The organism is Pseudomonas entomophila L48 (genome assembly GCF_000026105.1).
Lineage (GTDB): Bacteria > Pseudomonadota > Gammaproteobacteria > Pseudomonadales > Pseudomonadaceae > Aquipseudomonas > Aquipseudomonas entomophila.
Map to the genome: position 1 here is coordinate 1717670 of NC_008027.1, position 25059 is coordinate 1742728.

23 protein-coding genes are annotated in these 25059 nt (G+C 64.1%); 11 read left to right on the forward strand and 12 right to left on the reverse strand.

Translation table 11 applies throughout. The features are described from left to right. The first annotated feature begins 32 nt into the window (after positions 1-32). From leuC to PSEEN_RS07730, 8 genes are all read left to right on the forward strand, one after another. Positions 33-1466 carry a 3-isopropylmalate dehydratase large subunit gene (gene leuC, locus PSEEN_RS07695; protein WP_011532913.1) on the forward strand — a complete coding sequence of 478 codons (1434 nt, stop codon included), beginning with the start codon at positions 33-35 and terminating at the stop codon, positions 1464-1466. Then, on the forward strand, positions 1463-2107 hold the full coding sequence (leuD, locus tag PSEEN_RS07700) for a 3-isopropylmalate dehydratase small subunit (RefSeq protein WP_011532914.1): 645 nt from the start codon (positions 1463-1465) through the stop codon (positions 2105-2107). The genes leuC and leuD overlap by 4 nt, the downstream gene beginning before the upstream one ends. Positions 2108-2214: 107 nt before the next feature. Then, positions 2215-3297: a 3-isopropylmalate dehydrogenase gene (leuB, locus tag PSEEN_RS07705; RefSeq protein ID WP_011532915.1), complete on the forward strand. Its 1083-nt coding sequence runs from the start codon at positions 2215-2217 to the stop codon at positions 3295-3297. 63 nt (positions 3298-3360) lie between these two features. Then, positions 3361-4473: an aspartate-semialdehyde dehydrogenase gene (gene asd / locus PSEEN_RS07710; RefSeq protein WP_011532916.1), complete on the forward strand. Its 1113-nt coding sequence runs from the start codon at positions 3361-3363 to the stop codon at positions 4471-4473. 1125 nt (positions 4474-5598) lie between these two features. Beyond that, positions 5599-6012: a GFA family protein gene (locus PSEEN_RS07715; RefSeq protein ID WP_011532917.1), complete on the forward strand. Its 414-nt coding sequence runs from the start codon at positions 5599-5601 to the stop codon at positions 6010-6012. A gap of 83 nt (positions 6013-6095) precedes the next feature. Next, entirely contained in the window at positions 6096-6434 is a 339-nt protein-coding gene (locus PSEEN_RS07720) for an FKBP-type peptidyl-prolyl cis-trans isomerase (protein WP_011532918.1), read from the forward strand. Positions 6435-6646: 212 nt separating this feature from the next. After that, positions 6647-7309 carry a hypothetical protein gene (locus tag PSEEN_RS07725; RefSeq protein WP_011532919.1) on the forward strand — a complete coding sequence of 221 codons (663 nt, stop codon included), beginning with the start codon at positions 6647-6649 and terminating at the stop codon, positions 7307-7309. A gap of 45 nt (positions 7310-7354) precedes the next feature. Further along, the gene (locus PSEEN_RS07730; protein WP_011532920.1) at positions 7355-8548 is read left to right on the forward strand and encodes a D-amino acid dehydrogenase; all 1194 of its coding nucleotides are present in this window, start codon (positions 7355-7357) and stop codon (positions 8546-8548) included. Between the two features lie 57 nt (positions 8549-8605). On the opposite strand, the gene PSEEN_RS07735 is transcribed toward PSEEN_RS07730, so the two are convergent. The 3 genes from PSEEN_RS07735 to PSEEN_RS07745 form a co-directional block, all read right to left on the reverse strand. Further along, complete coding sequence (locus PSEEN_RS07735) at positions 8606-9334, reverse strand: aspartate/glutamate racemase family protein (protein ID WP_011532921.1); 729 nt, start codon at positions 9332-9334, stop codon at positions 8606-8608. A 17-nt stretch (positions 9335-9351) separates the two neighbouring features. Continuing rightward, the gene (locus PSEEN_RS07740; protein WP_011532922.1) at positions 9352-10887 is read right to left on the reverse strand and encodes an NCS1 family nucleobase:cation symporter-1; all 1536 of its coding nucleotides are present in this window, start codon (positions 10885-10887) and stop codon (positions 9352-9354) included. A gap of 557 nt (positions 10888-11444) precedes the next feature. Then, the gene (locus PSEEN_RS07745; RefSeq protein ID WP_011532923.1) at positions 11445-11882 is read right to left on the reverse strand and encodes an Lrp/AsnC family transcriptional regulator; all 438 of its coding nucleotides are present in this window, start codon (positions 11880-11882) and stop codon (positions 11445-11447) included. A gap of 133 nt (positions 11883-12015) precedes the next feature. Here PSEEN_RS07745 and PSEEN_RS07750 point away from each other — a divergent pair, with 133 nt between their 5' ends. Together PSEEN_RS07750 and PSEEN_RS07755 are read left to right on the forward strand one after the other, a co-directional pair. After that, on the forward strand, positions 12016-12915 hold the full coding sequence (locus tag PSEEN_RS07750) for a DMT family transporter (protein ID WP_011532924.1): 900 nt from the start codon (positions 12016-12018) through the stop codon (positions 12913-12915). Between the two features lie 56 nt (positions 12916-12971). Continuing rightward, a complete protein-coding gene (locus PSEEN_RS07755; protein ID WP_011532925.1) occupies positions 12972-13901 on the forward strand; it encodes a class I SAM-dependent methyltransferase in 930 nt (309 codons plus the stop codon). A gap of 76 nt (positions 13902-13977) precedes the next feature. Here the strand turns inward: PSEEN_RS07755 and PSEEN_RS07760 are convergent, their stop codons facing one another. The 8 genes from PSEEN_RS07760 to gcl form a co-directional block, all read right to left on the reverse strand. Next, positions 13978-14976 carry a sulfate ABC transporter substrate-binding protein gene (locus PSEEN_RS07760; protein WP_011532926.1) on the reverse strand — a complete coding sequence of 333 codons (999 nt, stop codon included), beginning with the start codon at positions 14974-14976 and terminating at the stop codon, positions 13978-13980. Between the two features lie 171 nt (positions 14977-15147). Continuing rightward, positions 15148-15969, reverse strand: coding sequence for an ion transporter (locus PSEEN_RS07765; RefSeq protein WP_011532927.1), 822 nt, complete (start codon positions 15967-15969; stop codon positions 15148-15150). Between the two features lie 45 nt (positions 15970-16014). Next, positions 16015-16890 (reverse strand): urea transporter, encoded by an 876-nt coding sequence (locus PSEEN_RS07770; RefSeq protein ID WP_011532928.1) that lies wholly within the window; start codon positions 16888-16890, stop codon positions 16015-16017. A gap of 145 nt (positions 16891-17035) precedes the next feature. After that, on the reverse strand, positions 17036-18451 hold the full coding sequence (pyk, locus tag PSEEN_RS07775) for a pyruvate kinase (protein WP_011532929.1): 1416 nt from the start codon (positions 18449-18451) through the stop codon (positions 17036-17038). Continuing rightward, positions 18448-19722, reverse strand: a complete 1275-nt coding sequence (locus PSEEN_RS07780; protein WP_011532930.1) for a glycerate kinase type-2 family protein — start codon at positions 19720-19722, stop codon at positions 18448-18450. Before PSEEN_RS07780 ends, pyk begins: the two co-directional genes overlap by 4 nt. Before the next feature lie 226 nt (positions 19723-19948). Continuing rightward, on the reverse strand, positions 19949-20842 hold the full coding sequence (locus PSEEN_RS07785; RefSeq protein WP_011532931.1) for a 2-hydroxy-3-oxopropionate reductase: 894 nt from the start codon (positions 20840-20842) through the stop codon (positions 19949-19951). 179 nt (positions 20843-21021) lie between these two features. Further along, a complete protein-coding gene (gene hyi / locus PSEEN_RS07790; protein WP_011532932.1) occupies positions 21022-21804 on the reverse strand; it encodes a hydroxypyruvate isomerase in 783 nt (260 codons plus the stop codon). A 54-nt stretch (positions 21805-21858) separates the two neighbouring features. Beyond that, a complete protein-coding gene (gene gcl, locus PSEEN_RS07795; RefSeq protein WP_011532933.1) occupies positions 21859-23634 on the reverse strand; it encodes a glyoxylate carboligase in 1776 nt (591 codons plus the stop codon). A 257-nt stretch (positions 23635-23891) separates the two neighbouring features. Between gcl and PSEEN_RS07800 the strand changes: the two genes are divergently transcribed. Continuing rightward, positions 23892-24332: a GlcG/HbpS family heme-binding protein gene (locus tag PSEEN_RS07800; RefSeq protein WP_011532934.1), complete on the forward strand. Its 441-nt coding sequence runs from the start codon at positions 23892-23894 to the stop codon at positions 24330-24332. A gap of 87 nt (positions 24333-24419) precedes the next feature. Here the strand turns inward: PSEEN_RS07800 and PSEEN_RS07805 are convergent, their stop codons facing one another. Continuing rightward, positions 24420-25031 (reverse strand): TetR/AcrR family transcriptional regulator, encoded by a 612-nt coding sequence (locus tag PSEEN_RS07805; RefSeq protein ID WP_011532935.1) that lies wholly within the window; start codon positions 25029-25031, stop codon positions 24420-24422. Positions 25032-25059 lie beyond the last annotated feature (28 nt).

Consider the following 25059-nt stretch of genomic DNA (forward strand, 5'->3'; position numbering starts at 1 on the left):
GGCATAGAAAGACGCTGATGAGGAACAGTCTGATGGCTGGCAAAACGCTCTACGACAAACTCTGGGACGCCCATGAGGTCAAGCGCCGCGATGACGGCTCGTCCTTGATCTACATCGATCGCCACATCATCCACGAAGTGACGTCGCCCCAGGCCTTCGAGGGCCTGCGCCTGGCCAGCCGCAAGCCATGGCGCATCGACACCAACATCGCCACCCCCGACCACAACGTGCCGACCACGCCGGAGCGCAAGGGCGGCATCGAGGCCATCGTCGACCAGGTGTCGCGCCTGCAGGTACAGACCCTCGATGAGAACTGTGACGAATATGGCATCGTCGAATTCAAGATGAATGACGAGCGCCAGGGCATCGTCCACGTCATCAGCCCCGAGCAGGGCGCCACCTTGCCGGGCATGACCGTGGTCTGCGGCGACTCGCACACCTCCACCCACGGCGCATTCGGCGCCCTGGCCCATGGCATCGGCACCTCCGAGGTCGAGCACGTGCTCGCCACCCAGTGCCTGGTGGCCAAGAAAATGAAGAACATGCTGGTGCGCGTCGAGGGCGAGTTGCCTGCCGGCGTCACCGCCAAGGACATCGTTCTCGCCGTGATCGGCAAGATCGGCACCGCGGGCGGCAACGGCCACGCCATGGAGTTCGCCGGCAGCGCCATCCGCGAATTGTCGATGGAAGGCCGCATGACCATCTGCAACATGTCCATCGAGGCGGGCGCCCGTGTGGGCCTGGTGGCGGTCGACGACACCACCGTGAACTACGTCGAAGGCCGCCCCTATGCGCCCAAGGGCGAGCAGTGGAAGCAGGCCGTCGCCAGCTGGAAGGGCTTGGTATCCGACGCTGACGCCGTGTTCGACACCCTGGTCGAGCTGGACGCCGCGCAGATCAAGCCGCAGGTCAGCTGGGGCACTTCGCCGGAGATGGTCCTGGCCGTCGACCAGTGTGTGCCGGACCCGGCCGCCGAGGCCGACCTGATCAAGCGTGGCTCGATCGAGCGCGCCCTCAAGTACATGGGCCTGAGCGCCAACCAGGCGATCACCGACATCAAGCTCGACCGCGTGTTCATCGGTTCGTGCACCAACTCGCGCATCGAAGACCTGCGCGCTGCCGCCGAGATCGCCAAGGGCCGCAAGGTCGCCGCCAACGTCAAGCAGGCACTGGTGGTGCCGGGCTCGGGCCTGGTCAAGGCCCAGGCCGAGCGCGAGGGGCTGGACAAGATCTTCCTCGAAGCCGGTTTCGAATGGCGTGAGCCAGGCTGCTCGATGTGCCTGGCGATGAACCCGGACCGCCTGGAGAGCGGCGAGCATTGCGCGTCCACCTCCAACCGCAACTTCGAGGGCCGCCAGGGCGCCGGTGGCCGCACCCACCTGGTCAGCCCGGCCATGGCCGCCGCCGCCGCGGTGACCGGCCACTTCATCGATGTCCGCGAGTTGATCCAAGGGAGCGCAGCATGAAAGCCTTTACCCAGCACATCGGCTTGGTCGCGCCATTGGACCGTGCCAACGTCGACACCGACCAGATCATTCCCAAGCAATTCCTGAAGTCGATCAAGCGCACCGGCTTCGGCCCGAACCTGTTCGACGAGTGGCGCTATCTTGACGTTGGCCAGCCTTACCAGGACAACAGCAAGCGCCCGCTCAACCAGGACTTCGTGCTCAACCACGCCCGTTACCAAGGTGCCAGTGTATTGCTGGCCCGTGAGAACTTCGGCTGCGGCTCGAGCCGCGAGCACGCCCCTTGGGCGCTCGATGAGTACGGTTTCCGCAGCGTGATCGCCCCCAGCTTCGCCGACATCTTCTTCAACAACAGCTTCAAGAACGGCTTGTTGCCGATCATTCTCGACGCCGCTGAAGTCGATGAATTGTTCAAGCAGGTCGAGGCCACCCCGGGCTACCAGCTGACCATCGACCTCGAAGCCCAGGCGGTGACCCGCCCGGACGGCAAGGTGCTGAAGTTCGAGATCGACGCGTTCCGCAAGCACTGCCTGCTCAATGGCCTGGATGACATCGGCCTGACGCTGCAGGACAGCGACGCGATCAAGGCGTTCGAGGGCAAGCACCGCGCCAGCCAGCCCTGGTTGTTCCGCGACGCTTGAGTGATTGCGGTTTACCCGGCATCGCGTGGCGATTGTGAGCTACGATGCCGGGCCGGATTTTTCGGCGCGCCGACAGGGCGCGCCGCTTGATTGGATACGAGGAAAGCATGAGCAAGCAGATTCTGATTCTCCCAGGTGATGGCATCGGCCCGGAAATCATGGCCGAGGCGGTCAAGGTACTGGAGCTGGCCAACGACAAGTTCCAGCTCGGCTTCAGCCTCGCCCACGACGTGATCGGTGGCGCGGCCATCGACAAGCACGGCGTGCCACTGGCCGACGAGACCCTCGAGCGCGCGCGCCAGGCTGACGCGGTGCTGCTGGGCGCCGTGGGCGGCCCGAAGTGGGACAAGATCGAGCGTGACATCCGCCCGGAGCGCGGCCTGCTGAAGATCCGCTCGCAACTGGGCCTGTTCGCCAACCTGCGCCCGGCGATCCTCTATCCGCAACTGGCCGATGCCTCGTCGCTCAAGCCCGAGATTGTTTCTGGCCTGGACATCCTCATCGTCCGTGAGCTCACCGGCGGCATCTACTTCGGCGCGCCACGCGGCCAGCGCGAGCTGGAAGGTGGCGAGCGCCAGGCCTACGACACCCTGCCATACAGCGAAAGCGAAGTACGCCGCATCGCCCGTGTCGGTTTCGACATGGCCCGCGTGCGTGGCAAGAAGCTGTGCTCGGTGGACAAGGCCAACGTCCTCGCCTCCAGCCAGCTGTGGCGCGAAGTGGTGGAAGAGGTGGCCAAGGACTACCCGGACGTCGAGCTGAGCCACATGTACGTCGATAACGCCGCGATGCAGCTGGTACGCGCGCCCAAGCAGTTCGACGTGGTGGTGACCGACAACATGTTCGGCGACATCCTGTCGGATGAGGCTTCCATGCTCACCGGCTCGATCGGCATGCTGCCTTCGGCATCGCTGGACGCCGACAACAAGGGCATGTACGAGCCGTGCCACGGCTCGGCCCCGGACATCGCCGGGCAGGGCATCGCCAACCCGCTGGCGACCATCCTCTCGGTGTCGATGATGCTGCGCTACAGCTTCAACCAGTCGGCCGCCGCCGAAGCCATCGAGCAGGCCGTGAGCCTGGTCCTGGACCAGGGCCTGCGCACCGGTGACATCTGGTCGGCCGGTTGCACCAAGGTCGGTACGCAGGAAATGGGCGACGCAGTAGTCGCAGCGCTGCGGAATCTGTAATCTCTCTGGCCCGCCACCAAAAACTCCCGGTGGCGGCCCACTTTTAGCAAAGGTGTAGTTGCGATGAAACGTGTAGGTCTGATCGGTTGGCGTGGAATGGTCGGTTCCGTGCTCATGCAGCGGATGCTCGAAGAGCAGGACTTCGACCTGATCGAGCCGGTGTTCTTCACCACCTCCAATGTGGGTGGCCAAGGCCCTGCCGTGGGCAAGGACATTGCCCCGCTGAAGGATGCCTACAGCATTGAAGAGCTCAAGACCCTCGACGTGATCCTGACCTGCCAGGGCGGCGACTACACCAACGAAGTCTTCCCCAAGCTGCGCGAAGCCGGCTGGCAGGGGTACTGGATCGACGCCGCTTCCTCGCTGCGCATGCAGGATGACGCGGTGATCATCCTCGACCCGGTCAACCGCAAGGTCATCGACCAGCAGCTGGACGCGGGCACCAAGAACTACATCGGCGGCAACTGCACCGTCAGCCTGATGCTGATGGGCCTGGGCGGCCTGTTCGAAGCCGGCCTGGTCGAGTGGATGAGCGCCATGACCTACCAGGCGGCCTCGGGCGCCGGCGCGCAGAACATGCGTGAGCTGATCAAGCAGATGGGCGGTATCCATGCGGCGGTGGCCGATGACCTGGCCAACCCGGCCAGCGCCATTCTCGACATCGACCGCAAGGTGGCCGAAACCATGCGTGGCGAGGGCTTCCCGACCGAGAACTTCGGCGTGCCGCTGGCTGGCAGCCTGATTCCGTGGATCGACAAGGAGCTGCCGAACGGGCAGAGCCGTGAAGAGTGGAAGGCCCAGGCCGAGACCAACAAGATCCTCGGCCGTTTCAAGAGCCCGATTCCGGTCGACGGTATCTGCGTGCGCATCGGCGCCATGCGCTGCCACAGCCAGGCGCTGACCATCAAGTTGAACAAGGATGTGCCGCTGGCCGATATCGAAGGGCTGATCAGTCAGCACAACCCTTGGGTGAAGCTGGTACCGAACCAGCGTGAGATCAGCATGCAGGAGCTGAGCCCGACCAATGTGACCGGGACGCTGAATGTTCCTGTGGGGCGGCTGCGCAAGCTGAACATGGGGTCGCAGTATCTTGGGGCATTCACGGTGGGTGACCAGCTGCTGTGGGGGGCGGCCGAGCCGCTGCGTCGCATGCTGCGGATTCTGCTGGAGCGGTGATTCGGCTTTGGATTGACGCTTGATTCGAGAAACCCGTGCCTTGAGTGGTGCGGGTTTTTTTATGGGTGATTGGATCTGGTTAGTCGGTTAGTTGGTTCTGGGCCTTATGGGCATATCCGTTTGCTATGTAGACGCTGATTCACCTTTCCGCCCTTACGGCGGGTTACTTTGGTCTTGGCCAAAGTAACCAAAGCCGCTCGCTCCATCATACGGCCCCTACGCTACGCTTCGGGGTCCCTTCGCTCCGGCGCCTTCCGGGCCCGCGCGGCCTACGACTTGCTGCGCAAGTCTACATCTCGCGCCTTCGGCTAACGCCGAAGGGTGCTGCGCACCTGGCCCTCCAGACGCCTGCGCTCAGCCTCCTGAAGTCGCGAAGTTACGGGCGGCGCCTGGGCAGGCGCAGCTGTCGCTAGTTGTTTATTCGTGACCTCAAGTACGCATTCGCCGGCAAAGCCGGCTCCTACCGGACGGTGCACGCCGCTCCATTGTAGGAGCCGGCTTTGCCGGCGAACCAATGGCACAAACAACCCAACAATAAAAGATCTACATATCTATCAAACTTTTCTGCTCTTCGCTCTTCGCTCTTCGCTCTTCGCTCTTCGCTCTTCGCTCTTCGCTCTTCGCTCTTCGCTCTTCGCTCTTCGCTCTTCGCTCTTCGCTCTTCGCTCTTCGCTCTTCGCTCTTCGCTCTTCGCTCTTCGCTCTTCGCTCTTCGCTCTTCGCTCTTCGCTTCTGCGAGCGCGCAGCGCCTCGCCCGGCTTTTGATCTTGATGCGCGGTAGTCCAGGCGCCGCCAAATGCGACTTCAGGAGGCCGAGTGGAGTTCTTGCGTAGTGGGGCGACGGCCATGGATGGCCGTCGAGCGCTGCGCCCCAGGATGGGGCGTTCAGCGCGGTACCCACGGGAGCAAGAACGGAGCGAGGGAACCCCGGAGCGAAGCGTAGGGGCCGGATGATGGAGCGAGCGGTTTTGCCTACTTTTTCCAAGAAAAAAGTAGGCCGCCGTAAGGGCGGAAAGGTGAGTCAGCGTCTCTATCGCCAATGGATATGCTCACATCCGCCCAAACCCACACTCTGAAAGCCGAAGCCTATACTCCCAATCCCCCAACCCAGCACGGAGCTCCCCAAATGCCCCTGGAAAAACAAGGCACCTGCCTCTGCGGCAAAACCCACCTCAAGGCCACCGTCGACAACACCCAGATCAGCGCCTGCCACTGCAGCATGTGCCGCAAGTGGACCGGCGGCCCGCTGCTGGCCGTGCATTGCACCCAACCCCCGCAGATCGAGGGCCCCGAGCCCAGCGTCTACGACTCGTCCCCCTGGGCCCAGCGTGGCTTTTGCGGCCACTGCGGCACCCACCTGTTCTATCGGGTGAAACAGAGCGACATCTACATCCTGCCCATCGGCCTGCTCGATGGCGACGAAGCCTGGGACTTCGACCTGCAGATCTTCATCGATGAAAAACCCGCCTGGTACTGCTTCAAGAACGAGACCAAGGAATTGACGGGTCAGCAAGCGTTCGAACTGTTCACCTCGCAATAGAAACCACCCGGCACACTTGCCAAAACAAACCATTCCTGAGAAAACGGCGCCCTTTGTCTGAATGCCCCAGGGAGAATCCGATCATGACCAGTGAACTGCACATCACCGACCTGCACGAAGGCGACGGCAAAACCGTGGTCAAGGGCGCGCTGATCACCACCCAGTACACCGGCTGGCTGGCCGACGGCAGCGAGTTCGACTCGTCCTGGTCGCGCGGCAAGCCGTTCCAGTGCGTGATCGGCACCGGCCGGGTGATCAAGGGCTGGGACCAGGGCCTGATGGGCATGCGCGTCGGTGGCAAGCGCAAGCTGCAGGTGCCCGCGCACCTGGGGTATGGCGAACGGACCATGGGCAAGATCCCGCCGAATTCGGACCTGACCTTCGAGATCGAACTGCTCGAAGTGCTGACCCGCGACGATTGAGCCAAACGCCATAATTCGGCAACACACAAGCACTAGTGTGGGCTTGTCGAAGGAACGGCATGTGCATTCAGGGAGGAACCAAAGGGCTTGAGGGCACTCTGACCCTCACTCGCTGCCACGGATGGCATTCACGACAGGGACGCCCGGCGGCTGCGGCCGCAGGGCAATGTGACGAGGCATCCCGATTCTCCTTGTCACAAGAGCCTGCCTTGATGAAGTTGCCAACTTTCTTGCGCCGTCGTCGCCACTTGTTGTTGAGCCTGGCGCTCGCCGCTGCGGCTGTGCCGTTGGCGCTGGACGTGGTCGAAAGCCGCGCACAACCGGTGGATGGCACTCAGACACTGGTATTCCTGCGCCATGCCGAAAAACCGGGTGAGGGGCTTGGGCAGTTGAACTGCCAGGGGCTCAACCGCGCCCTGGACCTGGCCACGCTGCTGCCAGAGCGTTTCGGCAAGGCCGACTACGTGTTCGCCGCCAACCCTTCGCGGCAGGTCGAAGAGGGCAGCCAGGACCAGAGCTACAGCTACATTCGCCCCCTGATGACCATCACTCCCAGCGCCATCCGCCTGGGCCTGCCGGTGAACATCGACTACGGCGCCAACGACACCGACGACCTCGCCGACGAACTGCTGCGCGACAAGTACCGCAACGCCACGGTCTACACCGCCTGGTCCCATGGCTACCTCCCCGAACTCATCAATACCGTGGCCGGCAAGGCCCTCGGCGAAAAGCGGGTGATCACCGAAGACTGGAACGGCGACGATTTCGACACGCTCTACGTGCTCACCCTGACCTGGCGCGACGGCAAGGCCAGCCTGCTCAGCCGCAACGTGCGCCAAGGGCTCGACCACGGTGCCCATGGCTGTCCGACCTGACCTGCTGCTACTGTCTCGGTCTGCAGACGTGGACAGGGATGTGCGATGAGCCAGCGGGTGACAGTGATCGGTGGAGGGGTGGTCGGCCTGGCGACAGCCTACGCATTGGTGCGCGAAGGGCTGTCGGTCGACCTGATCGAGGCACGCGACAGCCTGGCCAGTGCCACCAGCTTCGCCAATGGCGGGCAGTTGTCCTATCGCTACGTGGCGCCGCTGGCCGATGCGGGCGTGCCCTGGCAGGCGCTTGGCTGGTTGCTGCAGGGCGATTCGCCACTGCGCTTACGCCTGCGTCTGGACCCGGCGCAGTGGCGCTGGCTGGCGGCCTTCTTGCTCGCTTGCCAGCGCTCGACGAACCGGCGCAACACCTCCCAGCTGCTGGGCCTGGCCTTGGAAAGTCAAGCCGCGTTGGCACGTTGGCGTGAAGAGGATGCCCTGGAAGACTTCGCCTGGCGGCGTAATGGCAAGCTGGTTGCCTTCCGCACGCCAAAGGCCTTTGCCCATGGGCGTGACCATTTGCTCGATCCGCAGGGCCAGCAGGTCTTGGCAGCTGCTGATGTGCGCAGGCTGGACCCGGCGCTGGCCGATGCGCCTTTCATCGGTGGCGTGTTCACACCAGACGAAGAGGTCGCTGATTGCCACCGTTTCTGCCTGCGTCTGGCCGAGCATTTGCGCGCCTCGGGGCAGTGCCGGTTCTTCCTGGGCAAGCCGGTGACGCGCTTGATACCGCACGGTGGCAAGGTGGTTGAGTTGGCGCTGGGTGATGAGCTACTGGCTGTCGAGCGCCTGGTGCTGTGTGCCGGCCACCGCAGCCCGGGGCTGGCATTGCCCGGGCTTGCGTTGCCGGTCTATCCGCTGAAGGGCTACAGCCTGAGCGCCCCCATTACTGACGCGCATCAGGCGCCGGAGGTAAGCCTCACCGATTACGAACGCAAGATCGTCTATGCGCGGCTCGACCGGCAATTGCGGGTGGCGGCGATGGTGGACATCGTCGGCTACGACGAATCGGTGGATGCTGGCCGCCTGCGCAGCATGCGCCGGCTGGCGGGCGAGACGTTGCCGGGAGCCGCGGATTACAGCCAGGCAGTGGAATGGGCTGGGATGCGGCCGGCGACGCCGACCGGGGTGCCAATCATCGGTGCCACGGTGTACCGCAACCTGTGGATGAACCTGGGGCATGGGGCGCTGGGGTTCACCCTGGCATGCGGCAGTGGCGAGCGATTGGCCAGGATACTGTGTTGATTGAGCTGGCCTCTTCGCCGGCTTGCCGACGAAGAGGCCGGTACGATCAACTTCGACTCAACGCCCGAAGCGCATTGGCCAACCCACCACTTTCTTCACCCGCGGCGTGGCGTAGGTGCGCACTTTGGACGTGCTCAATCCCATCCGCACCAATGACTCGGCGATAGTCACTGCCGCACTCACGCCATCGACCACCGGCACCCCGGTGCGCTGGCGAATCTGCTCATCGAGCCCGGCCATCCCGCCACAACCCAGGCAGATCACCTCGGCCTTGTCCTCGCGCACGGCGCGCTCGGCCTGTTCGACGATGGCTTCCACTGCGCGCCGTGGTTCGGCCTCGAGTTCGAGTACTGCCAGCCCACTGGCACGCACCGAGGCGCAGCGCTCGTACAGGCCGGACAGCCGCAGACGGTCCTCGATCAGCGGCACGGTGCGGTCCAGGGTGGTCACCACCGAGTAGGCGTGGCCCAGGTACAGGGCGGTGCTGGCGGCCGCATCGGTGATGTCCACCACCGGCACGTCGAGCAACTCCTGCAAGCCCTCGCGGCCATGCTCGCCATAGCCGGCCTGGATCACTGCATCGTAAGGCCCTTGGTAGGCCAGCACCCGGTCCATCACGGCGATGGCGGCCAGGTAGCTCTCGAAGTTGCCCTCTACCGACTCGGCGCCGAACCAGGGCGTCAGCCCGACGATCTCGGTGCCGGGCGCGGCGACGCTGCGCGCCTGCTCGGCGATGGCCTCGGTGATGGCTTCGGTGGTGTTGACGTTGGCAATCAGAATACGCATGACGAATCTCCCTGAATTCAGTGGCTGGCATGGTCGACGGCGATGCACTCGCCGCTGATATCGGCGTACTGGCCGTGACGGGGCGCGATCAGCAGGTACACGGCGGCGGCGATGCCGGCCCCGATCAGCCACGAGAACGGCGCCACGCCATGGAAGTTGGGCACCAGGGCCAGGACGATGGCCAGCAGGGCGGCCGGGATGAACGCCGCCACCGCGCGCAGGTTGATGCCTCGGGTGTAGTGGTAGGCGCCGGCGGGGTTCTCGCTGTACAGCTCGGGCACGTTGATGCGGCCCCGGCGCAGCAGCCAGTAGTCGGCCATGATCACGCCGTACAGCGGGCCGAGCAGGGCGCCCAGGCCTGAGAGGAAGTACACGATCACCAGCGGGCTGTTGTAGAGGTTCCACGGCAGGATCACCACCGCCAGGGTGGCGCTGATCAGGCCGGCGCGGCGGAAGTTCAGGTGGCGCGGCGCCAGGTTGCTCAGCACGAACGCCGGGGCGACGAAGTTGGCCATGATGTTCACCGCCACGGTGACGATCAGGAACGCCAGGCAGCCCAGCACCAGGAAGGCGGTGTTGGGGATGCTGGCGACGATCTGCGTGGGGCTGTCGATGATCTGGCCGTTGATCTGGAACTGCGCGCCGCACAGCACCACGGTGATTGCGGCGAACACCAGGATGTTCACCGGCAGGCCCCAGAAGTTGCCCACGCGGATGGTCTTGCGGCATGGCGCCGAGCGGGCGAAGTCGCAGAAGTTGAGTACCAGGGTGCCGTAGATCGCCAGCCACAGGGCGCCGCCGGCAAAGATGTTGCGCCACATCTCGTAGCCGCTCAGCGGTTCGGCCACCGACCAGGCGATACGCGCGTCGGCCTTGAAGTACATGAACACCGCCAGGCTGGCCACCGTGAGCAGGATCACCGGGCCGGCGAACGCTTCATAGCGGCGCACCATCTCCATGCCGTAGGCGAGGATCACCAGTTGCACCAGCCAGATGCTCACGAAGCACACCCACCCCAGGCTCGACAGCCCGAGGATGCTGTCGTGGTCGTAGGCCGCCACCTGTGGCCACACGGCGGTCAACAGCACGCGCAGCACCACCGAGGCCAGATACGTCTGGATACCGAACCAGGCGATGGCGATCACCGCGCGGATCAGCGCCGGGAGCTGCGCGCCGTGGATGCCAAAGGCGATGCGGCTGATCACCGGGAACGGCACGCCAGTCTTTTGCCCCATGTAGCCGGACAGGTTCATGAAGAAGTACACCAGCGCCGCGCCGATCGCCAGCGACAGGAGGATCTGCCAACCACCCAGCCCCAGGGCGAACAAGCCCATGGCGAAGGAGTAGTTGGCGATGTTGTGTACGTCGTTGGTCCACAGCGCGAAGATGCTGTAGCCACCCCAGCGCCGGCCTTCGAGCTTGGTCGGGGCGAGGTCGCGGTTATGTAGGCGTGGGCTCAGTTCAAGGTCGGCTGGGTGGCCTTCAAGTGGGGTGGCGATGGGGTGGGTGCTGGCAACGGAAAGTTCAGGGGCAAGGTCGAGGCTGCTACTCATTCCGGCGGCTCCTGATGCGTTTGACTGCGATGAGCGGGCGCTGGCGCACGGGCTCGCCATCTCGTCGGTGCAGGCGTTGGCATCACTGGGTTCTGGGCGCGGCGGTCGCGGTTCGGGGCGACGCTGCGGGTTATTGTGTATTTATGTTTTGATCAGCTTGTATACAAAACACGAACACACAAAAGCCAGTTCCATGCCATATGGAATCCAACTTTCTCTTTGCCATTACTTTGAGTCTATTGATTAATTTTATAACTAGCTGAAATAGCGAAATTAAAAATTGACTGAATGAACAGGTTTTATTTTTTTGAAGGTCTTTTAGTTGATCGATCGGTCAGATTGATGGGCGAGGAGTGTGTAACCTAATGGGGCATCGCCTGGTAAAAGTGCACACAAAAATGGCACCTAAGGTGACGTTTATGTGTACAAAATTATTTGGCGAGGACTCTGTAGGAGCGGCTTTAGCCGCGATCACGCGCGCAGCGGGTGCCAGGCACCGCGTTGTTCGCATCGCGGCTAAAGCCGCTCCTACAGGTTCGCGCCGGTCGTGCGGCGCCTCATTCCATCGGCGGCAGGCGCCGTTTCACCGGGGTCTTCTTAATGATCGCGGTATTGGTTTCGGCCAGCACATTGAGACGGTCGAGCAAGGTGTCCAACTGCTCCATCGAGCGCACATGAAGCCGGGCAATGAAACAGTCCTCGCCGGTGACCTTGTCGCACTCGGTGAACTCGGGGATGGCCACGATCTGCCGTTCCACCTCCTGCAACTGCCCCGGCAGCGGACGGATGCGCACGATGGCCTGCAACTGGTAACCGAAGCTGCGCGGGTCGACCTCCACGGTGTAGCCGCGCAGCACGCCGCGCTCCTCAAGGCGGCGCAGGCGTTCGCTGACACTGGGCGCGGACAGCCCGCTGATCTGGGCCAGGGCCTTCAGCGAGCGGCGCGAGTCTTCCATCAGGGCGTTGATAAGCAACTGGTCGATAGCGTCGGTCATGTTCACCTCGTCAGGCGATTTTCTGGATTTGCCTTGATAGTAAAGGCGGTATCGTGGAAATGCCTTTTCTATCCGCTGGATGGCGTGCATCGCTCCTGCGCATACTGTGCCCATCGTCGACAGGAGGTGTGAGATGGACAATTCGCTGCGCCGCGGGGCCCTGGAAATGGTCGCCGCCATGCTGATCTCCGGGACCATCGGCTGGTTCGTGCTGGTGTCCGGGCAACCGGTGCTGGAGGTGGTGTTCTGGCGCTGCGTATTCGGGGCCGGCACCTTGCTGCTGATCTGCGCGGCCATGGGCTTTCTCAAGCCCGGTGTGCTGACCCGCGCAACCTTCCTGCTGGCGGTGGCCAGCGGGGTGGCCATCGTCGGCAACTGGGTGCTGTTGTTCGCCTCCTACTCGCGGGCCTCCATCGCCATCGGCACGGCGGTGTACAACGTCCAGCCGTTCTTGCTGGTGGGGCTGGCGGCGCTGTTCCTCGGTGAGAAAATCACCCTGCCCAAGCTGACCTGGCTGAGCGTGGCCTTCCTCGGCATGCTGGCCATCGTCAGCGCCCATGGCGCTGGGCAGGGCAGTGGCGGCGAGTACCTGCAGGGTATCGCCCTGGCCCTTGGCGCGGCGTTTCTGTATGCCGTGGCGGCCCTGATCATCAAGCGCCTGACCGGCACACCACCGCACTTGATCGCCCTGGTCCAGGTAAGTACCGGTGTACTGTTGCTGGCGCCCTGGGTAAAGCTTGGCGGACTGCCGGGTGAACTGCCTGCGCTGGGCAGCCTGGTGACGCTGGGGATCGTGCACACCGGTTTGATGTACGTATTGTTGTACAGCGCCATCCAGCGGCTGCCCACTGCACTGACCGGCGCCTTGTCGTTCATCTACCCGATCGCGGCGATCCTGGTCGACTGGGTTGCCTTCGGCCATCGCCTGGCGCCGCTGCAATGGCTGGGCGTGGCGCTGATCCTGCTGGCGGCGGCAGGCATGCAGCAGGGGTGGTGGTTCCGGCCACTCGCGGGGGCGGCGCAGCAACGGTGAAGGCCAGATGCGGCACAAGCGGTTAGAATGCCGCTTTTGCCCAACCAAAGCCGAACATGACGCCAGCCATTGCCACCCTTGAGCAGCATCTGCTCGCCGCCCTCGATCCCGCCCCCCAGGAAACCCGTCGCCTGTTCCACGGCCGTGGCCGTTGCTGGCCGGGGCTCGAGCAGATCACTGTCGACTGGCTGGAGGGTGTGCTGCTGGTGGCGCTGTTCCGCGAGCCGCCCGAGGGCCAGCTGGCCGAACTGGAGGAGATGCTCAAGGCGCTGGCGCAACGCCCGCAGTGGACTGGCCAGGCCATTCTCCTGCAGCACCGCTACCTGCCCGACAGCCCCGGCCAATGGCTGCTGGGTGAGCCCTGCCAGCAACGCGAGGTGGTCGAGGATGGGCTTGCGTACCTGCTCGACCTCGGCGTGCGGCAGAACAACGGCCTGTTCCTCGACATGCGTTATGGCCGTCGCTGGGTGCGTGAGCAATCGGCGGGCAAGCGGGTGCTCAACCTGTTCGCCTATACCTGTGGTTTCTCCGTGGCGGCGATTGCCGGCGGTGCCGAGCAGGTGGTCAACCTGGACATGGCCAAGTCGGCGCTGTCCCGTGGCCGCGACAACCACAGGCTCAACGGCCATGACGCCTCGCGGGTCGCCTACCTGGGGCATGAGCTGTTCAAGTCGTGGGGCAAGGTGCGCAAGTACGGGCCGTACGACCTGATAATCATCGACCCGCCGACCTTCCAGCGCGGCAGCTTCGTGCTGACCCAGGACTACGGCAAGATCCTGCGGCGGTTGCCGGAGTTGTTGAATGAGGGCGGGACGGTGCTGGCCTGTGTCAACGACCCGGGGGTCGGGCCGCAGTTCCTGATCGATGGCATGGCCGAGCAGGCGCCGGGGTTGGCGTTCGTCGAGCGGCTGGAAAATCCGCCGGAATTTCCGGATGCCGACCCCGAGGGTGGGTTGAAGGCATTGGTGTTTCGTTCGCAGGCTTGAAATGCTGTTCGCCAGCAAGCTGGCTCCTACAGGAGGTTACGTGGGCCTGTAGGAGCCAGCTTGCTGGCGAAGGCGTTTACTTGTTGGTGTAGATCTGGTCGAACACGCCACCGTCGTTGAAGTGGGTCTTCTGCACGGTGCGCCAGTCACCGAAGGTCTTCTCCACCGACAGGAAGTCGACTTTCGGGAAGCGGTCGGTGTACTTGGCCAGGACCGCGGCGTCACGTGGGCGCAGGTAGTTGTTCGCGGCGATCTCCTGGGCCTCCGGCGACCACAGGTACTTCAGGTATTCCTCGGCCACGGCCTGGGTACCTTTCTTCGCCACCACCTTGTCGACCACGCTCACCGGCGGTTCGGCTTCGGCCGACACGCTTGGGTAGATCACTTCGAACTGGTCGCGGCCGAACTCGCGGGCAATCATCTCGGCTTCGTTCTCGAAGGTCACCAGCACGTCGCCAATCTGGTTGGTCATGAAGGTGGTGGTGGCGGCGCGGCCACCGGTGTCCAGCACTGGCGCCTGCTTGAACAGCTTGCCGACGAAGTCGCGGGCCTTGCCTTCATCGCCGCCCTGCTTGAGCACGTAGCCCCAGGCGGAGAGGTAGGTGTAGCGGCCGTTACCCGAGGTCTTGGGGTTGGGTACGATCACCTGCACGCCATCCTTGAGCAGGTCGGGCCAGTCCTTCAGCGCCTTGGGGTTGCCCTTGCGCACGATGAACACGGTGGCCGAGGTGAACGGCGCGCTGTTGTTCGGCAGGCGGGTCACCCAGTTGTCCGGCACCAGCTTGCCATTGTCGGCCAGGGCGTTGATGTCGGTGGCCATGTTCATGGTGATCACGTCGGCTGGCAGGCCATCGATCACTGCGCGTGCCTGTTTGCTCGAGCCGCCGAAGGACATCTGCACATTGACCTTCTCGTTGTGGTCTTTTTCCCAGTGCTTCTGGAATGCCGGGTTGTAGTCCTTGTAGAAGTCGCGCATCACGTCGTAGGAAACGTTGAGCAGGGTGGGGGCGGCTTGGGCGAGGTTGCCCAGGGCCAGGCCCGCGGCGAGCAGCGAGGCGCTGAAAAGTTTTTTCACTGGGGCATTCCTTGTTCTGGTTCAAAGGGTTGGCGATTTGCCAGCGACTATAGCGGGTGGCTTTGCGCGGGTTAAAGAACAAAACGGTCTTTGGTTATGTCTTTGTCGCCCTGTTCGCCGGCAAGCCGGCTCCTACGGGGATTTGTAGGAGCCGGCTTGCCGGCGAACGGTTCACTGCTTGGGAAACAGCGCATTGCCACACCGCGAACAGAACGCCGCGCCATGCTCATGGTGATGCTTGGCGCAGGTCGGGCAGTCGTGCTGCAACTGCTCGCCACGCAGAGCATTGGCCAGTTCGGCGGTGAAGATGCCGGTCGGCACGGCAATGATCGAATAGCCGGTGATCATCACTAGCGACGACAGCACTTGCCCCAGCGGCGTTTTCGGCACGATATCGCCGAAGCCCACGGTGGTCAGGGTGACGATGGCCCAGTAGATACCCTTGGGAATACTGGTAAAACCATGCTCCGGCCCTTCGATCACATACATCAGCGTGCCGAACACGGTGACCAGGGTCGACACGCTGACCAGGAACACGATGATTTTCTGCTTGCTGCCCTGCAGCGCCGCCAGCAGGTAGTGGGCCTGCTTCAGGTAGGGGCTGAGCTTGAGCACGCGGAAGATCCGCAGCATGCGGATCACGCGGATCATCAGCAGGTACTGGGCGTCGCTGTAGTACAGGGCGATGATGCCCGGCACGATGGCCAGCAGGTCCACCAGCCCGTAGAAACTGAAGGCGTAGCGCAGCGGTTTGGGCGAGCAGTACAGGCGGGTGATGTACTCGGCCAGGAAGATTGCCGTGAAGCCCCATTCGATACCGGCGAGCAGCCCGGCGTAGTTGCGGTGCACGTCGTCGATGCTGTCGAGGATCACCGTGACCAGGCTGGCCAGGATGATCAGCAGGAGAATCTTGTCGAAGCGTCTTCCAGCGACGGTGTCGGTCTGGAAGACGATGACGTAGAGCCGCTCGCGCAGGCTCGAAGGGTTGTCCATGGGCGCGTTCCATTGTGCGAATGGGCAGAGCCTAGGGGCTGTGTTTCAGCTGTGCAAGCGAGGCGCGTTGCGGCGCTGGTTGAGTTGCACCAGGTGGTTGCCCAGGTGCATCAACCAGCAGGCGCTGACGAACGGCGCGGTCAACCCGGCGATCGGCAGCAAGTTGAACAGCGGTTGCAGCAGCAGGGCGCAGGCGATGGCGAGCACGGTCACCCAGGGCTTCTCGCCCTGGCGGCTGAAGGCCAGCGCGGCAAGAGCCGCATTGAAGCCGTACAGGCCCAGCCAGGCGCCCTGTGCTTCACCGGCCAGCAGCGCGACGCCGCCGCCGATCGCCGAGCCGATCACCGCCCAAGTGGCGGCATAGGGGTTGGCGAAGTACATGCCGATGACGATCAGCAGGCCGGCCATGGGCTTGTCCAGCAGAAAGATCTGGCCCACGCCACGCAGCAAGGCATACACCGGGTCGGCCTCGACATAGCCGTTGGCCGAGGGTGTCGCCATCAGCAGGGTTGCCCAACCCATCAGCACGAAAGGCGCGGTGTAGGCGACCAGCAGCTTGCCGCCGCGCTTGCGCCATTGGTGGGTGAGCATGCTCGACAGGCCACCGGCCGCGATGATCAGCGGCGGCAGGATGGCCGACCAGGGCAGCACGGCGCTGATCAGCAGGCCGATCAGCACGCCGTTGTAGCAGTACAGCCCGGCCTGGCGGTCAGCGCGGTCGTAGCCCCGGCGCTGGGCGGTGAGCAGGCCGGCGAGGGCGCCGAGCAGGGCGCCGCCGACCAGGTCGGGTGCGGTCAGCAGGATGGCCAGCAGGCAGCACAGGCCGCACAAGGGGTTGCGCAGCAGCAGTACCTGGCTGAAGCCGTTGAGCAGCGCCGTGGCCCAGTCGGGGCACGGGTTGACGAAATTCTTGGTGTACATGGGCAGTCGGTAAGGTGAGTGGGGGAGCGGTGGGCCTCTTCGGGCCTCGGTTTTCCGCAGTGCAAGGGGGAGGGCTTTGCCCTCCATTCGCCGGCAAGCCGGCTCCTACAGATCCATGTAGGAGCCGGCTTGCCGGCGAACAGGGTCAGACCAACGTCTCGATCCGCAGCGTATTAGTCGAACCCGGCTTGCCGAAAGGCACACCGGCGGTGATCAGCAGCGTGTCGCCACGGCTGGCCATGCCTTGCGCCTGGGCGATCTCCAGTGCGGTGGAAACCACCTCGTCGACCTGGCGCAGGCGGTCGTTGACCACCGAGTGCACGCCCCAGGTCACGCTCAGGCGGCGGGCGGTGTTCAGGTTCGGCGTCAGGTTGAGGATCGGCGCCCGTGGCCGCTCGCGGGCGGCGCGCAGGGTCGAGGCCCCCGACTCGCTGTAGTTGACCAGCACCGCCACCGGCAGGATGCCGCTGATGCGGCGGATCGCACAGCTGATGGCATCGGACACCGTCGCTTCGGCTTTCGGTCGGCCGACGTCGAGCTGGGCCTGGTAATCCGGACCGTTTTCCACCTGGCGGATGATCTTGCTCATCATCTGCACCGCTTCCAGCGGGTAGTCGCCCGAAGCCGTTTCGGCCGACAGCATCACCGCGTCCGCGCCTTCGGCCACGGCGTTGGCCACATCGGTGACTTCGGCGCGGGTCGGGGCCGGCGAGAAGCGCATCGACTCGAGCATCTGGGTGGCCACCACCACGGGTTTGCCCAGCTGGCGGCAGGTGCCGATGATGCGCTTCTGGATCTGCGGCACGCTTTCGGCCGGCACTTCCACGCCCAGGTCGCCACGGGCGACCATGATGGCGTCGGACAGCTCGGCGATGGCTTGCAGTTGCTCGACCGCCGAAGGCTTCTCGATCTTGGCCATCAGGTAGGCGCGGTCACCGATCAGTTGGCGTGCCTCGGTGATGTCTTCGGGGCGCTGCACGAACGACAGGGCCACCCAGTCGACGCCCAGTTCCAGGCCGAAGGCCAGGTCGCGGCGGTCCTTCTCGGTGAGCGGGGAGAGGTCCAGCACCGCTTGGGGCACGTTGACCCCCTTGCGGTCGGACAGCTCGCCACCGGCCAGCACTTCGGTGTCGATAGCGTCGTGGTGCTTGGCGGTCACTCGCAGGCGCAGCTTGCCGTCGTCCAGCAGCAGGTCCATGCCGGGTTCCAGCGCGGCGATGATCTCCGGGTGTGGCAGGTTGACCCGGTGGCTGTCACCCGGGGTCTTGTCCAGGTCCAGGCGCAGGGCCTGGCCGCGTTGCAGTTGCACCTTGCCTTCGGCGAAGCGGCCGACCCGCAGTTTCGGGCCCTGCAGGTCCATGAGGATACCCAGCGGGTAGTTGAGCTGCTGCTCGACTTCGCGGATCCACTGGTAGCGCAGGGCGTGGTCGGCGTGCTCGCCGTGGCTGAAATTGAGGCGGAAGATGTTCACCCCGGCTTCGACCAGCTGGCGGATGTCATCGATGCCGTTGATCGCAGGCCCTAGGGTGGCGAGGATTTTGACTTTTTTATCAGGCGTCATGATTGCGGGGTCTCGAGGATCAGGATGGCGCGGAAGTCGTTGACGTTGGTGCGGGTCGGTTCGGTGACGATCAGCGCGTCGAGCGCCGCGAAGTAGCCGTAACCGTTGTTGTTGTCCAGCTCGTCGCTGGCCGACAGGCCCAGGGCCTCGGCGCGGGCGTAGCTGTCCGGGGTCATGAAGGCGCCGGCGTTGTCTTCCGAACCATCGATGCCGTCGGTGTCACCGGCCAGGGCGTACACGCCCGGCAGGCCCTTGAGGCTTTCGGTGAGGCTGAGCAGGAACTCGGCGTTGCGCCCGCCACGGCCGTTGCCGCGCACGGTGACGGTGGTCTCGCCACCGGACAGGATCACGCAGGGCGCCTTCAGTGGCTGGCCGTGCAGGACGATCTGCCGGGCGATGCCGGCGTGCACCTTCGCCACCTCGCGGGACTCACCCTCCAGGTCACCGAGGATCAGCGGGCTGAAACCGGCCTGGCGGGCTTTCACCGCTGCGGCCTCCAGCGATTGCTGGGGCCTGGCGATCAGCTGGAAGTGGCTGCGCGCGAGGGTGGGGTCGTCGGCCTTGACGGTTTCCGAGGCTGGGTTGTTCAGCCAGTCGATGACGGCTTTCGGTGCTTCGATGTTGTAGCGCTTGAGGATCGCCAGGGCGTCGGCCGAGGTGCTCGGGTCGGCCACGGTGGGGCCGGAGGCAATGACGGTGGCAAGGTCGCCGGGCACGTCGGAAATCGCGTAGGTATAGACGGTGGCCGGCCAGCAGGCCTTGGCCAGGCGGCCGCCCTTGATCGCCGAAAGGTGCTTGCGCACGCAGTTCATCTCGCCGATGGTGGCGCCGGACTTGAGCAGGGCCTTGTTGATCTGCTGCTTGTCGGCCAGGGTCAGGCCTTCGGCGGGCAGCGCCAGCAGCGCGGAACCACCACCGGACAGCAGGAAGATGACGCGGTCGTCTTCGCTCAGGTTGCTGACCAGCGCCAGCACGCGCTTGGCCACGGCCAGGCCTGCGGCGTCGGGGACCGGGTGGGCGGCTTCGACCACCTCGATTTTCTGGCAGCTGGCGCCATGGCCGTAGCGGGTGACCACCAGGCCGGAGACTTCGCCTTGCCAGCTCTTCTCGACCACTTCGGCCATGGCCGCGGCGGCCTTGCCGGCGCCGATGACGATGACCCGGCCGCTGCGGTCGGCGGGCAGGCAGGGTTCCAGCACCTGGCGGGGGTGGGCGGCGGCGATGGCTGTGTCGAACAGTTCGCGCAGGAGTTCTTGTGGATCGACCGACATGGCAGGCTCCCAAAATTCTTGTTGTTCTGCAGAATCGAAAACGCCCCTGGAACTGCCTCCGTGCAGGCCGAACCAGGGGCGGGTGTTGCTCGGTGCTACCTCATGGACCTGTGGTTGCAGGTTCATTGGTGTTGCCGCATCGCGGATGAATCCGCTCCTACAGGCCATTCATCACGATCGGGTCAACCTGTAGGAGCGGATTCATCCGCGAAGGGCCGGTACAGATTTACTTGTCGTCGCGGATCGAGAAGTTGGCCATGTGCTCCAGGCCCTTGATCAGCGCCGAGTGGTCCCAGTTGCCGCCGCCCAGTGCCACGCAGGTGCTGAACACTTGCTGGGCGTTGGAGGTGTTGGGCAGGTTGATACCCAGCTCCTTGGCGCCCTGCAGGGCCAGGTTCAGGTCCTTCTGGTGCAGGTTGATGCGGAAGCCTGGGTCGAAGGTGCCCTTGATCATGCGCTCGGCGTGCACTTCGAGGATCTTCGACGAGGCGAAGCCGCCCATCAGCGCTTCACGCACCTTGGCTGGGTCCGCGCCGTTCTTGGCGGCGAACAGCAGGGCCTCGCCGACAGCCTGGATGTTCAGGGCGACGATGATCTGGTTGGCGACCTTGGCGGTCTGGCCATCGCCGTTGCCACCGACGCGGGTGATGTTCTTGCCCATGGCTTCGAACAGCGGCAGGGCGCGTTCGAAGGCTTTCGGGCAACCACCGACCATGATGCTCAGGGTCGCGGCCTTGGCACCGACTTCACCGCCGGAGACCGGGGCGTCCAGATAGGCGGCGCCGGTGGCCTTGATCTTCTCGGCGAAGGCCTTGGTGGCGGTAGGGGAGATCGAGCTCATGTCGATCACCACCTTGTTCGGGCCGACACCCTCGACGACACCGTTTTCACCGAACAGGACGCTTTCGACCTGCGGGGTGTCCGGCACCATGACGATGATGAACTCAGCTTCCTGGGCCACTTCCTTCGGGTTGGCCAGGGCCACGGCGCCAGCGGCGATCAGGTCGGCCGGGGCGGCGTCGTGGTGGGTGGAAACGAAGATGCTGTGACCTGCTTTTTGCAGGTTCTGGGCCATGGGCTTGCCCATGATGCCGGTGCCGAGGAAACCGATTTTAGCCATGAGAGTTCTGCCTCTTTGTATTTGTATGAACAGGCGACCAGGCCCCTGTAGGAGCGGCCTTGTGCCGCGAAAGGGGCGCGCAGCGGCCCCACGATCTCAATCACGCCGGAAGATTGCCGGGGCTGCTGCGCAGCCCGTTCGCGGCACAAGGCCGCTCCTACAATGGTCCCGCGTGCGTCTCAAATTGCGTTGTGCGTCTTCAGCCAGCCCAGGCCGGCTTCGGTGGTGGTCTTGGGCTTGTACTCCGCGCCCACCCAGCCCTGGTAGCCGATGCGGTCCAGGTGCTCGAACAGGAAGCGGTAGTTGATCTCGCCGGTGCCCGGTTCGTGGCGGCCCGGGTTGTCGGCCAGTTGCACGTGGTTGATCAGCTTCAGGTTGGCTTCCAGGGTGCGGGCCAGGTCACCTTCCATGATCTGCATGTGGTAGATGTCGTACTGCAGGAACAGGTTGTCGCTGCCCACCTCGGCCTGGATTTCCAGGGCTTGCTTGGTGGTGTTCAGGTAGAAGCCCGGGATGTCGCGGGTGTTGATCATTTCCATGACCAGGCGGATCCCGACGGCCTTGAGCTTGTCGGCGGCGTAGCGCAGGTTTTCGACGAAGGTCTTGCGCACGGTGGCGCAGTCCAGGCCTTCGGGGCGGATGCCGGCCAGGGCGTTGACCTGGGTGTTGCCCAGCACCTTGGCGTACTCGATGGCCTTGTCGACACCGGCGCGGAACTCTTCGACGCGATCCGGGTGGCAGGTGATGCCGCGCTCACCTTTCGCCCAGTCGCCTGCGGGCAGGTTGAACAGCACTTGGGTGAGGCCGTGGGCCTCAAGTTGCTGCTTGATTTCGTTGGCGCTGAAATCGTACGGGAAGAGGTATTCGACACCGCTGAAGCCAGCGTCGGCGGCGGCCTTGAAGCGGGCCAGGAAGTCCTGTTCGGTGAACAGCATGGACAGGTTGGCGGCGAAGCGAGGCATAGGTCGTCTCCTTGCGTTGAAGACCCCCGCGCAAGGCGCGGGGGCGTCAGGCGATCAGTCCAGCAGCGAGATGGCGGTTGGCGCGTCGTTACCCACCAGGGCGAGGTCTTCGAATTCGTTGACCGCGTTGATCTCGGTGCCCATGGAAATGTTGGTCACGCGCTCGAGAATCACTTCGACCACCACCGGTACGCGGAACTCTTCGGCCATCTTCTGCGCCTTGAGCAGGGCAGGGGCGATGTCGGCCGGTTCGAACACGCGCAGGGCCTTGCAACCCAGGCCCTCGACCACGGCGACGTGGTCGACACCATAGGTGGCGGCGTCGGTGGCGTTGATGTTCTCGAAGGCCAGTTGTACACAGTAATCCATGTCGAAGCCACGCTGGGCCTGGCGGATCAGACCCAGGTAGGCGTTGTTCACCAGCACATGGACGTACGGCAGGTTGAACTGCGCGCCCACCGCCAGCTCTTCGATCATGAACTGGAAGTCGTAGTCACCCGACAGCGCGACCACCTTGCGCTTCGGATCGGCCTTGACCACACCCAGCGCGGCCGGAATGGTCCAGCCCAGCGGGCCGGCCTGGCCGCAGTTGATCCAGTGGCGTGGCTTGTACACGTGCAGGAACTGCGCGCCGGCGATTTGCGACAGGCCGATGGTGCTGACGTAGCAGGTGTCCTTGCCGAATACCTGGTTCATCTCTTCGTACACGCGCTGCGGCTTGACCGGCACGTTGTCGAAGTGGGTCTTGCGCTGCAGGGTGGCTTTGCGCTGCTGGCAGTCTTCCAGCCAGGCCTTGCGGCACTTGAGCTTGCCGGCGGCTTTCCACTCGCGGGCCACTTCGAGGAACACGTCCAGCGCCTTGCCGGCGTCGGAAACGATACCCAGGTCAGGCGTGAACACGCGGCCGATCTGGGTCGGTTCGATGTCCACGTGCACGAACTTGCGGCCTTCGGTGTACACGTCGACGGAGCCGGTGTGGCGGTTGGCCCAGCGGTTGCCGATACCGAACACCAGGTCGGACTTGAGCAGGGTGGCGTTGCCGTAGCGGTGCGAAGTCTGCAGGCCGACCATGCCGACCATCAGTTCGTGATCGTCCGGGATGGTGCCCCAGCCCATCAGGGTCGGGATCACCGGCACGCCGGTCAGTTCGGCGAATTCGACCAGCTTGTCGCTGGCGTCGGCGTTGATGATGCCACCACCGGCCACCAGCAGCGGGCGTTCGGCGTCATTGAGCAGGGCCAGGGCTTTTTCGGCCTGTACGCGGCTGGCTTGCGGCTTGTGAACGGGCAGCGGCTCGTAGGCGTCGATGTCGAACTCGATTTCAGCCATCTGCACGTCGAACGGCAGGTCGATCAGCACCGGGCCTGGGCGGCCGGTGCGCATTTCATAGAAGGCCTTCTGGAAGGCGTAGGGCACCTGGCCCGGTTCCAGGACGGTGGTCGCCCACTTGGTCACCGGCTTGACGATGCTGGTGATGTCGACGGCCTGGAAGTCTTCCTTGTGCAGGCGCGCACGCGGCGCCTGGCCGGTGATGCAGAGGATCGGGATGGAGTCGGCCGAGGCGCTGTACAGGCCGGTGACCATGTCGGTGCCGGCAGGGCCGGAAGTGCCGATGCACACACCGATATTGCCCGGGTTGGCGCGGGTGTAGCCCTCGGCCATGTGCGAGGCACCTTCGACGTGGCGAGCGAGGACGTGATCGATGCCACCGACTTTCTTCAGGGCCGAGTACAGCGGGTTGATGGCAGCCCCTGGAATGCCGAACGCGGTATCTACACCTTCACGGCGCATGACCAGAACGGCTGCATCGATTGCTCTCATTTTGCTCATGGGTTGTGCCTCATCGATTTTGTAATTGTATACAACTTGCGTTGCGGCAGAGTGTATTCATGCTCGGCGCAAAAGGTCAATCCATTTTCGTCGGCGGGTTTGACTCACCGGTCATGCCCATTAAAGGCGGCATTTCGTCGCAGTCGTCATAATTGCGCCAAAAAATTGTATACAAATAGTGCCTTTGTTGTGTTCTATGCTGTCTATCGGTTTTCAACTGCCCTCAGGGCTTCTCACAACAAGAAGAGGACCTTTCCATGAACGCATTGACCCTGAAAGTCGCCGTAGGCGTGGTGAACGCCGCGCTGGCCGCAGGCCGCAAGATCAACGCCGCGCCATTGACGGTGGCGGTGCTGGACGCTGGCGGGCACCTGCTGGCGCTGCAGCGCGAGGACGGCGCCAGCCTGCTGAGGCCGGAAGTCGCCATCGGCAAGGCCTGGGGCGCGGTGGCCCTGGGCAAGGGCTCGCGCCTGCTGGCGCTGGACTCGCAGCAGCGGCCGGCGTTCTACGCCGCGCTGAACGGGTTGGGTGAGCGGCCGGTGGTGCCTGTGCCGGGCGGTGTGCTGATCCGCGATCAGGAGGGCAAGGTGCTGGGTTCGGTGGGGATCAGCGGGGATACGTCGGATATCGACGAGCAGTGCGCGATCAATGCGATCGAAGAGGTGGGGCTGACGGCGGATGCGGGGGTGGCGGCTTAAGGCTCGAGCTATTGGGGCCGCGATGCGGCCCATCGCCGGCAAGCCGGCTCCTACAGTAGGAGCCGGCTTGCTGGCGAATTGGCCTTGTCAGGCGGCCTCGGGCTCGCAGCCCTTCAATACCAGGCGAATGATGGTTTCCGCCGCCGCGTCGTAATCACTGTCGGCCAGCTTCGCCTTGCCGGTCACCACGGCGATCTGCCAGTCGAAATCGGCGTACGTCTGCGTCGCTGCCCAGATGCTGAACATCAGGTGGTGCGGGTCGACATTGGCGATCTGCCCGCGCTCGATCCAGCGCTGGATGCACTCGATGTTGTGCCGGGCCTGCTCGTTGAGCTGCTCGACCTGGCTGGGCGAGAGGTGCGGCGCGCCGTGCATGATCTCGCTGGCGAACACTTTCGAGGCGTGGGGCAGGTCGCGGGAGATGCGGATCTTCGAGCGAATGTACGAACTCAGCACTTCTTTTGGATCACCGTCGGCGTTGAACGGCGTCGAGGCCTGCATGATCGGCGCGATGATGCTCTCGAGCACCTCGCGGTAGAGGTTTTCCTTCGACTTGAAGTAGTAGTACACGTTGGGCTTGGGCAGGCCGGCCTTGGCCGCGATATCGCTGGTCTTGGTGGCGGCGAAGCCCTTGTCGGCGAATTCTTCACTGGCCGCGCGCAGGATCAGTTCCTTGTTGCGCTCGCGAATGGTGCTCATTGTCGGGGATCTTCCTCGTGTCTGGCCG

Bases quoted from the DNA above. Each gene is read 5' to 3' on its own strand.
- leuC (WP_011532913.1), top strand. From the start codon at position 33: ATGGCTGGCAAAACGCTCTACGACAAACTCTGGGACGCCCATGAGGTC.
- leuD (WP_011532914.1), top strand. From the start codon at position 1,463: ATGAAAGCCTTTACCCAGCACATCGGCTTGGTCGCGCCATTGGACCGT.
- leuB (WP_011532915.1), top strand. From the start codon at position 2,215: ATGAGCAAGCAGATTCTGATTCTCCCAGGTGATGGCATCGGCCCGGAA.
- asd (WP_011532916.1), top strand. From the start codon at position 3,361: ATGAAACGTGTAGGTCTGATCGGTTGGCGTGGAATGGTCGGTTCCGTG.
- PSEEN_RS07715 (WP_011532917.1), top strand. From the start codon at position 5,599: ATGCCCCTGGAAAAACAAGGCACCTGCCTCTGCGGCAAAACCCACCTC.
- PSEEN_RS07720 (WP_011532918.1), top strand. From the start codon at position 6,096: ATGACCAGTGAACTGCACATCACCGACCTGCACGAAGGCGACGGCAAA.
- PSEEN_RS07725 (WP_011532919.1), top strand. From the start codon at position 6,647: ATGAAGTTGCCAACTTTCTTGCGCCGTCGTCGCCACTTGTTGTTGAGC.
- PSEEN_RS07730 (WP_011532920.1), top strand. From the start codon at position 7,355: ATGAGCCAGCGGGTGACAGTGATCGGTGGAGGGGTGGTCGGCCTGGCG.
- PSEEN_RS07735 (WP_011532921.1), bottom strand. From the start codon at position 9,334: ATGCGTATTCTGATTGCCAACGTCAACACCACCGAAGCCATCACCGAG.
- PSEEN_RS07740 (WP_011532922.1), bottom strand. From the start codon at position 10,887: ATGAGTAGCAGCCTCGACCTTGCCCCTGAACTTTCCGTTGCCAGCACC.
- PSEEN_RS07745 (WP_011532923.1), bottom strand. From the start codon at position 11,882: ATGACCGACGCTATCGACCAGTTGCTTATCAACGCCCTGATGGAAGAC.
- PSEEN_RS07750 (WP_011532924.1), top strand. From the start codon at position 12,016: ATGGACAATTCGCTGCGCCGCGGGGCCCTGGAAATGGTCGCCGCCATG.
- PSEEN_RS07755 (WP_011532925.1), top strand. From the start codon at position 12,972: ATGACGCCAGCCATTGCCACCCTTGAGCAGCATCTGCTCGCCGCCCTC.
- PSEEN_RS07765 (WP_011532927.1), bottom strand. From the start codon at position 15,969: ATGGACAACCCTTCGAGCCTGCGCGAGCGGCTCTACGTCATCGTCTTC.
- PSEEN_RS07770 (WP_011532928.1), bottom strand. From the start codon at position 16,890: ATGTACACCAAGAATTTCGTCAACCCGTGCCCCGACTGGGCCACGGCG.
- pyk (WP_011532929.1), bottom strand. From the start codon at position 18,451: ATGACGCCTGATAAAAAAGTCAAAATCCTCGCCACCCTAGGGCCTGCG.
- PSEEN_RS07780 (WP_011532930.1), bottom strand. From the start codon at position 19,722: ATGTCGGTCGATCCACAAGAACTCCTGCGCGAACTGTTCGACACAGCC.
- PSEEN_RS07785 (WP_011532931.1), bottom strand. From the start codon at position 20,842: ATGGCTAAAATCGGTTTCCTCGGCACCGGCATCATGGGCAAGCCCATG.
- hyi (WP_011532932.1), bottom strand. From the start codon at position 21,804: ATGCCTCGCTTCGCCGCCAACCTGTCCATGCTGTTCACCGAACAGGAC.
- gcl (WP_011532933.1), bottom strand. From the start codon at position 23,634: ATGAGCAAAATGAGAGCAATCGATGCAGCCGTTCTGGTCATGCGCCGT.
- PSEEN_RS07800 (WP_011532934.1), top strand. From the start codon at position 23,892: ATGAACGCATTGACCCTGAAAGTCGCCGTAGGCGTGGTGAACGCCGCG.
- PSEEN_RS07805 (WP_011532935.1), bottom strand. From the start codon at position 25,031: ATGAGCACCATTCGCGAGCGCAACAAGGAACTGATCCTGCGCGCGGCC.